Genomic DNA, 12708 nt, shown 5'->3' with positions numbered 1-12708 from the left:
GTACCGGTTGACTCTTGTTTTCCGAGACGTCACTTGAAGACCAATGACAAGGCAATTTCAAGACCTTCCCGACCGCCAGCTCCAAATGAAAGCTTTGACCATGCAAAATGACGTTAAACTCATCGATTTTCTGCGCGACAGGCATTCCACGCCGGTAGCCCAGATGAAGGAGCCGGCCCCGTCGCAGGAAGAACTGAAGGCGATTCTCACCCTCGCAACCCGCATTCCGGATCACGGCAAACTGGCCCCTTGGCGCGTCATCGTCTATCGCGGCAACCTGCGCAGGACGCTCGGCGAACAGTTTCTGGCCCTGTCGCTGAAGAAGACGCCCGACATGGCTGATACCGCCAAAGAGGCTGAGCTGATGCGCTTCACCCGTGCGCCGCTGGTCGTCGCCGTCGTCAGCACCGCGGCGCCGCATCCGAAAATTCCCGAATGGGAACAGGTGCTTTCGGCCGGCGCCGTCTGCTTCAACATGCTGATGGCTGCAAACGCGCATGGCTATGTCGCCAACTGGCGTACGGAATGGGTCGCTTATGACGACGAGGCGCTGGCGCTCCTCGGCGTGAAGCCGGGCGAAAAGATCGCCGGTTTCATCCATATCGGCTCAAGCGATTTCGCGACGCCGGACCGCCCGCGGCCGGAATTGTCGCAGATCGTCACCTACGCCGGCGAATAGGATTTTTCGATGTTCTACACGACCGACACCAACCAGCATGGACTGAAGCACGATCCCTTCAAGGCGATCGTCGCGCCCCGCCCGATCGGCTGGATCGGCACGAAGGGCAGGGACGGGTCCATGAACCTGTCGCCCTATTCCTTCTTCAACGCCATTTCCGACAGCCCGAAATTGGTGATGTTTTCCTCCAGCGGCCGAAAGCACAGCCTGAAGAACGCCGAGGAAACCGGCGTCTTCACAGCAAGCCTCGCAAGCCGTCATCTGGCCGAGCAGATGAACGCCTCCTCGGAGCCGGTGCCCTACGGCGTCAGCGAGTTCGAGGTGGCCGGGTTGACCGCCAAGATGGCGGAACTCATCGATGCGCCTTATGTCGCGGAGGCCTATACGGTGCTGGAATGCCGCGTCACGCAGGTAATCCAGCCGATCGGATTGGACGGCAAGCCGGCGGAGGCCTACATGGTTTTCGGCCAGGTGGTCGGCATCCATGTCAGCGAAGAGATCCTGCGGGGCGGGCGGATCGACATGGGGCTTGCCCGGCCGATTGCGCGCATGGGTTATCGCGACTATGCCGACGGCGGCGCGGACGTGTTCGAGATGACCCGGCCGGCCGGCGCCGAGCCTAAACGCTGAAAATCCGATTGACGATCGGAATTTGATCGGAGCTGCGGCAGAGCTTGCCGGAGAAGCCGTTCGCTCTTGCTCTTTCGCAGTCAGACAGGAAGGCAGCCGCGTCCCCCGCGGGCGAGACGACGTCGACGGCCGCTATGCCTGTAGCGGCGGCGGTGAGCGCGATGGTTCCAGCCGCAACACGCGCGGTATCGGAGGAGGGATCATAGCTGCCTTCCCAGCCGAGGGCCGCCAGGCGATTGCTGCAGCGTTCGAAGCTGGAAGCGGCAAGGATGCCGGAGGCATTGGCAAGCGCGACGATCCGTGTCTTGCCTGGCGCCAGCCCCGCGCGGATTTCCGCCACGCGCAAAGCCATGTCGAGCCTCTGGACTTCGGCCCCGCTGCGGGCGCCCGAAAGCACGACCGAAGCGGCGCCATATTGGATGGCGAGATCGATGGCGGCCTCCGTCCGTGCCGAAGAGAAAGCCGGCAGGAGAAACGAGAGGCCGGCGACCGGCGCCAAGTCGGCCCATGCCCGGCAGAAATCCCCAACCGCATTCCGCGACTCAGGGAGGCCCGTGAGATCGAGCACGACCACATCCGCGTCCGCCGAGTGGACCGTTGAGGCCTCAGCAGACGGGGCGACGATAAACCAGGACCGTATTTTCAAGGACTTCGCCATGGTTAAGGAACGTGGTGAACCAATCTTAAACTTTTTGGCATTAGCGTGACGGATCAAGCCAGCCAGATCCGAACTGGCATGTGTAGTCGAGGCCGAGTGTGATCGTACAGGCATTTCTTCGTTGGGCAGAAACGGCAAGAACAGGCGAGAAGGCGAAGGCGGCCAATGCTCTCGGCCGGGCCTATCTCCACTCGCCCATGGGCGGTGAGCAGCATCGCGCCGCGGGCCTTGCCATGACCTATCTCCTCGACGATCCATCGCCGCACGTGCGCCTGGCGCTCGCGGAGGCTCTGGCGGACTCTCCCAATGCGCCGCGGGCCGTCATCGTATGCCTTGCCGAAGACCAGCCGGAGATCGCCTGCACGGTCATCGCCTGTTCGCCGGTACTTACCGAAAACGACCTCGTCGACCTTGCCGGGCGCAGCGACAGCCTGACCCGTGGAATGATCGCCGCAAGGCCGAACCTTTCGCGCGGGGTCGCGGCCGCGATCGCCGAGATTGGCGACGAATGCGAAGTCACCATTCTGCTGGAAAACGAGACCGCCTCGATCACCCGGGTTTCGCTCCGGCGGATCGCCGAGCGGTTCGGGCATTGCTGCGAAATCCGCAACCTGCTGCTGGAGCGCGACGTGCTGCCTGCGGACGCCCGCCACATGCTCGTCAACCACATTACCGCAGCACTTGCCGGCTCCGGACTGGTGCAGACGAGCATGGCGCCGGCACGGATCGAACACATGACCCGCGAAGCGGGCGAGGCTGCGGCCGTCGCGATTGCGGGCACCGTGCTGCAGGAGGAAATCCCCGGTCTGGTCGAACATTTGCGTATCGCCGGACGGCTGACGCCCGCCTTTCTCATCCATGCGCTCTGCAGCGGCAAGGTCGATTTCTTCGCAGGCGCAATGGTATCGCTTTCCGGGCTCGACGACCGTCGCGTGCGGGCAATCCTTGCGACTGGCCGTATGCATGCGGTGCGGGCGCTCTTCGAAGCCTCGGGCCTCGGACGGGATATCGCGGCCGTCTTTGTCGAAGCGGTCTTCCTCTGGCGCAAGGCGGCGGCAACCGGCGCGCTCGACAATATTGCCGGCCTACTGCTCGAAAAGTTCCAGCGGTCGGACATGCAGCTTTCGCCGGTCTCCGACCTCCTCGACATGATCGAGAAGCTGCATCGGCTGGAAGTCCGGCTCAGCGCACGGTCCTACGCAAACGGAGTGTCGCTGGCGGCGTAACTGCCTGCTTAGCGCTGGAACTTCTTGGCGACCCAGGAATAGCCGTTCTCGACCAGCCGCACCGGACTGGTCATCAGCGTTTTCACCCCTTCGGTGGTCGGAAGCACGGTCTTGACCCGCTGGATGGCGCGGCCCGCAAGCGTTTCCTTCTCCTGCTGCGTCACCGGTTCCTGAGCAAGCGTCGCGGCCGGCTGTCCGGCTGGTGCGGGCGGCGGCGTCTCGGGTCGAGCCCGCGGCACCGGCGCATTGGCGATCTCGGCGGCTTCCGGCTTCTGGCAAACGGCGATAAGCATCGGATAGGGCTGGTTGGCATAACCGGACAGCTGCTGCTCCGACACGGAATTGCACAATTCGATGCTCGGCCAGCGATTTTCAGCAGTGGCAATATAGTGGCAGTCCGTTCCGGCGTCGTTGCAGCCGAGAATGGTCATGACAATCAGTGCGGAATTCATGTCGTCCCCTGGAATGTGGTGGATGACTTAGATCGAACAATCTTGGCCCGACCAAGGCAGGTTTCACAGGCATGCCGCATCCGTTAAGTCATGCTTTTACCAAAGCTCCCGGAGGCAGAAATGACCGTCACGATCGCGATTGAACCGCCACGCCAGGCGGGCGTACTGAAGCTTCTTGAACTCTCCAACGCCTATGCGGCCTCGCTCTATCCCACCGAGAGCAATCACATGGTGGACGTCGCGACACTCGAGGGTCCAGGCGTCTCCTTCTTCGTGGCGCGCGATGGAGACACGATCTTGGGCTGCGGTGCGCTGGTCGAGGCGGGTGACGGCACCGCGGAGATCAAACGGATGTTCGTCGACGAGGCGGCGCGAGGGCTGAAACTCGGCAGACGGCTGATGGATGCGATCCTGGAACGGGGCCGCGAGCTCCACCTGTCGGCGATCCGGCTGGAAACGGGCATCCATCAACCGCAGGCGATCGGACTTTACCGCGCCTACGGTTTTTCAGAGATCGGGCCGTTCTCGAACTACCGGCCCGATCCGCTCAGCATCTTCATGGAGAAGAGACTTTCCTGACCACGGGAAGATCGGGCGGAAGGTCCGGGGACGTCGCCGGCCCTTTGGCCAGGTCGGCCGATTCGACCTCGGTCACATCGGCCATTTTCACTTCCCGGATCCATTCGCGCCAGATCGAGACGAGTAGCGCCATCAGGACCGGGCCGATGAACAGGCCGAGGAAACCCATGGTGCTGACACCGCCGACGAGTCCGAAGAATGTTGGCAGGAAGGGAAGCTTGATCGGACCGCCGACCAAGCGCGGCCGCAGCGTCTTGTCGACGATGAAGAGTTCGACCGTGCCCCAGAGGAAAAGCGCACCGCCGGCGACATAGGCACCGTTGGCGACCAGATAAAACGAGATCAGCGTGAAAGACAGCGGCGCGCCGCCGGGGATGAGCGCCATCAGGCCGGTCAATACGCCGAGGGTGACGGGCGAGGGGACGCCGGCGATCCAGTAGGCTATGCCGAGCACGATACCTTCGCCGATCGCAATCAGCGTCTGACCGGTCACGGTGGAGCTGATCGTTCTTGGAACGATGCGCGAGATGCGTTCCCAGCGGGTCGGCAGGATGCGCTCGCCGAGAAGGTCGATCTGCTCGCTGAAGGAGCCGCCGTCGCGATAGACGAAGAACAGAGCGATCAGCATGAAGAGCAGCGTCAGCACCAGATGGAAGGCGCCGTCGCCTGCCGCGACGATGGCGCGGTAGATATTGCCGATATTGGCGCCCGAGACGATCTGGATGAGTTCGCCGACCGCACCGGGCGAGCCGACATGCTGGACCCACTGGATGCCCAGCCATTCGCCGACCCAGGGAAGGCCGGTGATCCAGGCGGGCGGCGGGGCGCCGAAACGGTTCACTTCAGCCGCCCAGATGATCCACTGGCGCACTTCTCCGATCGTATAGGAGATCGCGATGCCGATCGGCACGATCAGGAAGGTCAGAATGAAGATGATGGCGAGCGAGGCGCCGATGGTGGTGTTGCCGCCGGTCCGGCGCAGCAGCTCGCGATAAAGCGGCCAGCTGGCAAAGCCGATCACCAGGGCGGCCAGAACCGGAACCAGGAATCCGTGGAAGAAATAGATGCCGGCAGCGGCGACGAGCACGAGAAGCCAGCGAGCAGCGGAGATCGGCGGGATCAGCGCGACCCTGCTCGGTGCGACCGGCCCAAGCCAGCGCGGCTCTTTCGGGCCTCTGCGATCGTTATTTCCGCTCACCGAATTTCCTTTTTTCGTTTTCACCATCATATGGCTTATGAGGTCCGCTGGTACAAGACTAATGCGTCATCCATTAAAAGGAAGCTTACTCCTTGCCCTAGACGGCAGATGCGATAGAAATATGAAATCACCTTCCGGCAGAGCCGGAAATACGATGCAAACCTTCTTGATGACGTTTTCCTAACCTTAAGGATGCCGAAGCGTCTGCTGTCCCCATTGTATTGGCCGGACTGTCTTCAGGGACTTGTAACATGCCTCACAGGGATGCGGTCGACCTTAGCAATTGCGACCGAGAGCCGATCCATATCCCCGGCAGCATTCAACCCCATGGATGCCTTATCGCCTGCGACGCCGCTGGCGCGGAGATCGTGCAACACTCCGCCAATGTGGCGGACATGCTTTCGATCACGGGAGACATCAACGGCCGGCGGCTGGAGGAGATCGTCGGCGGGGAGGCGGCGCACACATTGCGCAATGCGCTCGCCACCTCCGATAACCCGGCGCGACCGGCGCTTCGGCATGGTCTCAGATTTGCCTCCGGGGCCGCTTTCGACGTCGCGATCCATCGTTTCGAATCGAAGGTGATCCTGGAGTTCGAGCCTGCCTCGACCGATTCCGACCAGCCGCTCGAAGTGGCGCGCATGCTGATCAGCCGCATCCGCAACGTCGCCAGCCTCGACCGGTTGATCGAAAGCTCGGTGCGGCTGATCTATGCCATGCTCGGCTACGACCGGGTGATGATCTATCGCTTCGAGGAGGACGGCGCCGGAAAAGTCGTCAGCGAATACAAGAGGCGCGACCTCGAAAGCTTCAAGGGCCAGTATTTCCCGGCAGGCGACATCCCGAAACAGGCCCGCGCGCTTTACGTCAAGAACACGGTGCGGGTGATTTCCAACGCCAGCAACCCGCGCATCCCGATCGTGCCGGAAACCGACGAGACCGGCGAGGCGCTCGATCTGTCCTTCGCGCACCTGCGCAGCGTTTCGCCCGTCCATTGCGAATATCTGCGCAACATGGGCGTCGCCGCTTCGATGTCGATTTCGGTCGTGGTGGACAATGAACTCTGGGGCCTGATCGCCTGCCACCATTATTCTCCGAAAGTGCTCTCGATGCCGCAGCGGGTGGCGGCGGAAACCTTCGGTGAGTTCTTCTCGCTGCATCTGAGCGCATTGAGACAGCGGCAGCTCATGGAGACCGCGGGTCAGGCGCGACGGTCGCTCGACCGCTTCCTGCAGGCCGCCTCCCACCACGCGGACATCACCGGCCTGCTGCGCAGTTCGCTTGGAGAATTCAGCCGGATGCTGACCTGCGACGGCGTCGGCCTGTTGCTCGACGGCGTTTGGACCGGCGATGGGGCCGTGCCGCCGCAGAACCTGATCGCGGAGCTCGCCGAACTTGTCGGCGGTGCCTCGGGCGGCAGGATCTGGTCCAGCTTTCAGCTCTCCGTAGATCTGCCAGGGCTGCCCGTTTCTCCGGACACGATATGCGGCCTGCTGGCCATCCCGCTTTCGCAGAGGCCGCGCGACTACCTGTTCTTCTTCCGCCGCGAAAAGGTGCAGACGCTCGACTGGGCGGGCAATCCTGAAAAATCCTACGAGACGGGGCCGCTCGGCGACCGATTGACGCCCCGCAAGAGTTTTGCCATCTGGAAGGAAATGGTGCATCAGCAGGCACAGCCCTGGACCGATGCCGACCGCGAGATCGCCGACGCGATCCGCGCCGTGCTTGTCGAGGTGGTCCTGCATCACAACGAGTTGCTGGCCGACGAACGCGGCAAGGCGGACGTGCGCCAGCGAATGCTGAACGAGGAGCTCAACCACCGGGTCAAGAACATCCTTGCAGTGATCAAGGCGCTGGTCGGGCACTCGGTCGATGCCGACGTCAGCCTCAAGGATTATGTCGGCTCGCTCAAGGGGCGCATCCAAGCACTCGCCTTCGCCCATGACCAGGTGGTGCGCGGCGGCGACGGCGGCGTGCTGTCCGATCTTCTGGAAGCGGAGCTGAAGCCCTACAGGGAGGGAACGCGCAACGTCACGCTCAGGGGCCCGCGCATATGGCTCGACAGCCGCGCCTTTTCGGTGATGGCGCTGGTCTTGCACGAGATGTCGACCAATGCGGCAAAATACGGTTCGCTCTCCGTTAATGGCGGACGGCTGGATGTCGAGTGGCGACGGCTTGCCAACCACGATTGCGAACTCGTCTGGACCGAGAACGGCGGGCCGCCGGTAAACCTCCCGTCACGCGCCGGCTTTGGCAGCGTCCTCATCACCCGCAGCGTGCCTTACGAGCTGGAGGGCGAGGCGAAGATCGAATATCCGCCCGAAGGGGTGAGGGCGCGCTTCGTGGTGCCATCGAAACACATCCATGGCGATGATGAGCTGGCGGAAGTCGAAACCGAGGAAAGCAGCAGCGCCGTCAGCGATGACACGGCTACGCTTCGGCTTCAGGATCTCGAATTCCTGCTGGTCGAGGACCAGATGCTGATCGCCGCGGACGTGGAAGCGATGCTTGCCGAGCATGGCATCGACAAGGTGACGACGACGCCCTCTGTCGCCGATGCGTTCCGCAAGCTCAAGGAGTTCAGGTTCGACGTCGCGATCCTCGACGTCAATCTCGGCTCCGGCACATCGCTGCCGATCGCCGAGGAACTGATCCGCCGGGACATTCCGTTCATTTTTGCGACCGGCTACAGCGACAAGTCGATCATCCCGGCAAGCTTTTCTGCGCCTGTCGTCCTCAAGCCTTATGAGGCGGTCGCGTTGATCGGGGCGGTTACCAAGGTGCTTGGCGAACGGAGCTGACTTCCATGACCACATCGGAATTCCTGATGGTCTTCGGACGCGTGCTCATCGGGGGCCTTTTCGTGGTGGCCGGCGTCCGGCACTTCTTCATCCTTCCCGCGGTGATCGCGCCGATGGCTGCGCGGGGCATACCGCGTCCGGGGCAAGTACTGATCACCGGCAGTATCTTCGAGGTGTTTGCCGGCTTGATGGTGATCTTCGGTTTTTACGCCGGCTGGGCGGCACTTGGGCTTGTCGCCTTCACGCTCATCGCCTCGTGGATAATGCTCGACTTCTGGAACAAGGACGGCTTTCCGCGCGACGGCGCGATCAATGGCTGGATCGCCAATATCGGCGTGATCGGCGGCCTGCTGATCGTGGCCGCCCAAGCTCTTTGAAAATATGGGCCTTTGAAAATGTCGGAGCCGGAAATCCGGCTCAGATATCGAGGTTTTCGGCAAACGCCGCGCGCTCCTGGATGAAGCGGAAGCGGGCATCCGCCTTGGTGCCCATCAGGTTGTCGACGGCTTCGCGGGTGCCTTCGAAATCCACGTCGTCGATCGAGATGCGCAGCAGGGTGCGATGGGCGGGATCCATCGTCGTTTCCTTCAGCTGCGCCGCCATCATTTCGCCGAGGCCTTTGAAGCGGCCGATCTCGACCTTCTTGCCCTTGAACACCGTTTCCATCAGCTCCGCCCGGTGGGCGTCGTCGCGGGCATAGACGGTCTTGCCCCCCTGGCGCAGGACGTAGAGCGGCGGCACCGCCAGATAGAGATGGTTGCCGCGGATGAGTTCCGGCATTTCCTGGTAGAAGAAGGTGATCAGCAGCGAAGCGATATGGGCGCCGTCGACATCAGCATCGGTCATGATGATGATGCGTTCGTAGCGGAGGTCTTCCTCGCGGTATTTGGTGCGGGTGCCGCAGCCGAGCGCCTGGATGAGATCGGCGATCTGCTGGTTGGCCGACAACTTTTCACGGCTGGCGCTGCCGACGTTGAGGATTTTTCCGCGCAAGGGCAAAATGGCCTGGTTGGCGCGGTTGCGGCCCTGCTTGGCGGAGCCACCTGCCGAGTCACCTTCGACGATGAAGAGTTCGGCACCTTCGGCGGTGTTCTGCGAGCAATCGGCGAGCTTGCCGGGCAGGCGCAGCTTGCGCACCGCCGTCTTGCGGTTGACTTCCTTTTCCTTGCGGCGGCGCAGGCGCTCTTCGGCGCGTTCGATCACCCATTCGAGGAGTTTCGCGGCCTCCGCCGGATTGCCGGCAAGATAGTGGTCGAAGGGGTCGCGCAGGATGTTTTCGACGATGCGCTGGGCTTCGACGGTCGCGAGCTTGTCCTTGGTCTGGCCGACGAATTCCGGTTCGCGGATGAAGACCGAGAGCATGCCGACCGCCGAGATCATCACGTCATCGGTGGTGATTTCCTTCGCACGCTTGTTCTGGGTCAGGTCCGCATAATTCTTGAGCCCCTTGGTCAGCGCGATGCGCAGACCCGCCTCATGCGTCCCACCCTCGGGCGTCGGGATGGTGTTGCAATAGGAATGCAGTTCCGGATCGCCGCCATACCAGGTGATCGCCCATTCCATGGCGCCGTGGCCGCCCGTCTTTTCGGTGCGACCGGCGAAGATCTCGCGCGTCACCGTGAAGTCCTTGCCGAGCGTGGCGGAAAGATAATCCTTCAGGCCGCCGGGGAAGTGGAAGACCGCCTTTTCCGGAATGTCGCCGCCGGCGGCAACCATGCCCGGATCGCAGCTCCAGCGGATTTCGACGCCGCCGAACAGATAGGCCTTGGAGCGTGCCATGCGGAAGATGCGGCCGGCATCGAATTTCGCATGGTCGCCGAAGATCTGCGGGTCGGGATGGAAGCGCACCCTGGTGCCGCGACGGTTATGGACGTCGCCGAGTTCCTCCAGGCCGCCCTGCGGCATGCCGCGCGAAAAACGCTGGCGATAGAGTTTTCGATTGCGGGCGACTTCCACCTCGAGAAGATCGGAGAGCGCATTGACGACGGAAACGCCGACGCCGTGCAGACCACCGGATGTCTCATAGGCCTTGCCGTCGAACTTACCGCCCGCATGCAGCTTGGTCATGATCACTTCGAGCGTCGATTTGCCCGGAACCTGGGGGTGATTCTCGACGGGGATGCCGCGGCCGTTGTCGGTGACCGTCAGGAAGCCCTCGGCATCGAGATGTACGTCGATGAAGTCCGCATGGCCTGCGACCGCTTCGTCCATCGAATTGTCGATGACCTCGGCGAAGAGGTGATGCATCGCCTTTTCGTCGGTGCCGCCGATATACATGCCGGGGCGCATGCGGACCGGTTCCAGGCCCTCGAGCACGCGGATCGAGGAGGCGCCGTAGTCGTCGCCGGACAGTGTCGTCGGCGCCGGGCGCGGTGTCGAGGGCTCGGCCTTGAGGGCGGGCGCAGGTTCGGCGGCGACCGCCTTGGCTGTCACCGGCAAATCGGCAAAAAGGTCGTTATTGTCATCCATTGGCTGCGTCGGTACTACCTGTCGGGGTGCGGAAGAGGAAGCCATACCCATCTCGTGCTGTTTCGAATCACTCGCGATTCTGCCAGAAACCCGGCTTTTTCGCGATGCCGCATGGAAACGGTCGTTTTTCACCAATGCTGCGCCGATCGGGCCATGGCAAGCTTGCGAGGCTGAAGGAACCGGATGAAACAAAGCATGTCCACAGTTCATTTCATTTTCGGCACGTTTCTTGCTGTCCTCTCAACTCTTGCCGCAGCTTCAGCGCAAGCGCAGCAAGGGCCGATAAAGCCCTTCAAGGATGAGCTTTTTTCCCAGATGACGGTGCTGAAATCCTTGGACGGCGGCGCCTATGAGGTGATCGACTACCAGGAAATGCGCGACATCAACGGCCGCGACCGCGAGCCGGAACGGCGCGTCAAGGACGAGTATGTTTCCCTGGGCGTCAGGCGCTATCAACAGAACGAGACGCTGAATCTGGCCGGGCGCCGGCTCGATGTCACCTGGGTGGGACAGGTGGACGGCGCCGCTTTCACGGTGATCTTCATCCACGGCCGCGGCGGTGACCGCCGGCTCGGCGTCAACGACTATACGTTCGGCGGCAATTTCAACCGCCTGAAGAACCTCGCTACCGGCAATGGCGGCACCTATTATTCACCGAGCGTCACCTCGTTCGACGACCAAGGGGTTGCCGATATCGCCGCGCTGATCCGCTACGCGTTCGACCGTTCGTCCGGACGGCCGGTGATCCTCGCCTGCGCGTCGATGGGCGGGTTTATATGCCAGGGCATCAGCCGCGACGAGCAGGCCGTCCGGTATCTGAAGGGCATGGCCCAGCTCGGCGGTCCGCCGGACCCGGAATTGCCGAAATCGCTTTTGGCAAAGCGCAAGCTTCCCATTTATTTCGCGCATGGCGGCAGCGACAGCGTCTACAAGTCGCAGGATCAGGAAGCGGTCTATCGCAAGCTGAAGGCCGCACGCTACCCGACCCGGTTCACGCTGTTTGCGACGGGCAGCCACGGCACGCCGATCCGGATGGTCGATTGGCGGAAGGTCCTGAATTTTCTCCTGACCGGCCACTGAAATGCCGGCCGTTAACTAAGGTCCTGAACCAAAACCTGTCTTTTGCATACCAATTCACGCAGGATATGTCTAAAAACAGTTTCCCGAATAGACGGAGGCCTCGGTTTTGCTGGTCGGAACCGAACGGAGAGGAAATATTTGCCTATGACGCCTGATGTGCGCCCGCTCGTTGCCGGAAACTGGAAGATGAACGGCACCCGCGAGTTCCTGACCGAAATCAAGACGATTGCCGATGGCGTGATCGGACCGTTGTCAGAAAAGGTCGATACGCTGATCTGCCCGCCGGCGACGCTGCTCTATGTCGCAACCGCCCTGGCGACCGACAGTCCGCTCGAAATCGGCGGCCAGGATTGCCACCAGAACCTCAGCGGCGCCCATACCGGCGACATTTCCGCGGAGATGATCGCCGACTGTTTCGGCACCTATGTGATCGTCGGACATTCCGAGCGCCGTGCTGACCACGCGGAGACCGATCATCTGGTCCGCGCCAAGGCGGAGGCTGCCTATGCCGCCGACCTGACGGCGATCGTCTGCATCGGCGAAACCGGCGACGAACGCGACGCCTACCAGACCCTCGATATCCTGAAACGTCAGATTTTCGGCTCGCTGCCCCTCTCGGCAAACGCCGCCAACACCGTCGTCGCTTATGAACCGATCTGGGCGATCGGCACCGGATTGACGCCGACCGTCAAGGATATCGAAATCGCCCATGCCTTCATGCGGGCAGAACTCGTCCAGCGGTTCGGCGACGAAGGCAGACAGATGCGCATCCTCTATGGCGGTTCGGTCAAGCCCGGCAATGCCCGGGAGTTGATGGGCGTCGAGAATGTCGACGGCGCACTGATCGGCGGCGCGAGCTTGAAAGCCGAGGACTTTCTCGCCATCTATCGGGTCTATGAGGGACTGACGGCCTAAAGCTTTTTGATAAGGGCTTGG

The 12708-nt window shown here is 62.2% G+C and carries 12 protein-coding genes; 8 read left to right on the top strand and 4 right to left on the bottom strand.

Annotated features, from left to right (window positions below; genetic code table 11):
- Nucleotides 1-100: 100 nt before the first annotated feature.
- Nucleotides 101-679 (top strand): nitroreductase, encoded by a 579-nt coding sequence (locus C5J26_RS28665; protein ID WP_105404907.1) that lies wholly within the window; start codon nucleotides 101-103, stop codon nucleotides 677-679.
- Between the two features lie 9 nt (nucleotides 680-688).
- Nucleotides 689-1309: a flavin reductase family protein gene (locus tag C5J26_RS28660; RefSeq protein WP_105404858.1), complete on the top strand. Its 621-nt coding sequence runs from the start codon at nucleotides 689-691 to the stop codon at nucleotides 1307-1309.
- On the opposite strand, the gene C5J26_RS28655 is transcribed toward C5J26_RS28660, so the two are convergent.
- Nucleotides 1299-1877 carry a hypothetical protein gene (locus C5J26_RS28655; protein WP_245441311.1) on the bottom strand — a complete coding sequence of 193 codons (579 nt, stop codon included), beginning with the start codon at nucleotides 1875-1877 and terminating at the stop codon, nucleotides 1299-1301. The two genes, C5J26_RS28660 and C5J26_RS28655, sit on opposite strands and share 11 nt — an antisense overlap.
- A 188-nt stretch (nucleotides 1878-2065) precedes the next feature.
- Here C5J26_RS28655 and C5J26_RS28650 point away from each other — a divergent pair, with 188 nt between their 5' ends.
- Entirely contained in the window at nucleotides 2066-3193 is a 1128-nt protein-coding gene (locus C5J26_RS28650; protein WP_105404856.1) for a DUF2336 domain-containing protein, read from the top strand.
- Nucleotides 3194-3201: 8 nt separating this feature from the next.
- Here C5J26_RS28650 and C5J26_RS28645 read toward each other — a convergent pair whose 3' ends face one another.
- Complete coding sequence (locus tag C5J26_RS28645) at nucleotides 3202-3645, bottom strand: hypothetical protein (protein ID WP_046607020.1); 444 nt, start codon at nucleotides 3643-3645, stop codon at nucleotides 3202-3204.
- 120 nt (nucleotides 3646-3765) lie between these two features.
- Here C5J26_RS28645 and C5J26_RS28640 point away from each other — a divergent pair, with 120 nt between their 5' ends.
- Nucleotides 3766-4224 (top strand): GNAT family N-acetyltransferase, encoded by a 459-nt coding sequence (locus C5J26_RS28640; protein WP_105404855.1) that lies wholly within the window; start codon nucleotides 3766-3768, stop codon nucleotides 4222-4224.
- On the opposite strand, the gene C5J26_RS28635 is transcribed toward C5J26_RS28640, so the two are convergent.
- Nucleotides 4202-5449, bottom strand: coding sequence for an AI-2E family transporter (locus C5J26_RS28635; RefSeq protein ID WP_245441314.1), 1248 nt, complete (start codon nucleotides 5447-5449; stop codon nucleotides 4202-4204). The two genes, C5J26_RS28640 and C5J26_RS28635, sit on opposite strands and share 23 nt — an antisense overlap.
- Before the next feature lie 224 nt (nucleotides 5450-5673).
- Here C5J26_RS28635 and C5J26_RS28630 point away from each other — a divergent pair, with 224 nt between their 5' ends.
- Both C5J26_RS28630 and C5J26_RS28625 read left to right on the top strand, forming a co-directional pair.
- Entirely contained in the window at nucleotides 5674-8223 is a 2550-nt protein-coding gene (locus tag C5J26_RS28630) for an HWE histidine kinase domain-containing protein (RefSeq protein WP_105404854.1), read from the top strand.
- A 5-nt stretch (nucleotides 8224-8228) separates the two neighbouring features.
- Nucleotides 8229-8600, top strand: coding sequence for a DoxX family protein (locus C5J26_RS28625; RefSeq protein ID WP_105404853.1), 372 nt, complete (start codon nucleotides 8229-8231; stop codon nucleotides 8598-8600).
- A 40-nt stretch (nucleotides 8601-8640) separates the two neighbouring features.
- Here C5J26_RS28625 and parE read toward each other — a convergent pair whose 3' ends face one another.
- Nucleotides 8641-10692 carry a DNA topoisomerase IV subunit B gene (parE, locus tag C5J26_RS28620; protein WP_105404852.1) on the bottom strand — a complete coding sequence of 684 codons (2052 nt, stop codon included), beginning with the start codon at nucleotides 10690-10692 and terminating at the stop codon, nucleotides 8641-8643.
- A 195-nt stretch (nucleotides 10693-10887) separates the two neighbouring features.
- On the opposite strand from parE, the gene C5J26_RS28615 reads away from it, so the two are divergent.
- On the top strand, nucleotides 10888-11772 hold the full coding sequence (locus C5J26_RS28615; protein WP_172746156.1) for an alpha/beta hydrolase: 885 nt from the start codon (nucleotides 10888-10890) through the stop codon (nucleotides 11770-11772).
- A gap of 144 nt (nucleotides 11773-11916) precedes the next feature.
- Nucleotides 11917-12687 (top strand): triose-phosphate isomerase, encoded by a 771-nt coding sequence (gene tpiA, locus C5J26_RS28610; protein WP_105404850.1) that lies wholly within the window; start codon nucleotides 11917-11919, stop codon nucleotides 12685-12687.
- The last annotated feature ends 21 nt before the right edge of the window (nucleotides 12688-12708 follow it).

Source organism: Neorhizobium sp. T7_12 (assembly GCF_002968535.1).
Lineage (GTDB): Bacteria > Pseudomonadota > Alphaproteobacteria > Rhizobiales > Rhizobiaceae > Neorhizobium > Neorhizobium tomejilense.
This window is presented reverse-complemented; position numbering and strand designations above follow the sequence as displayed.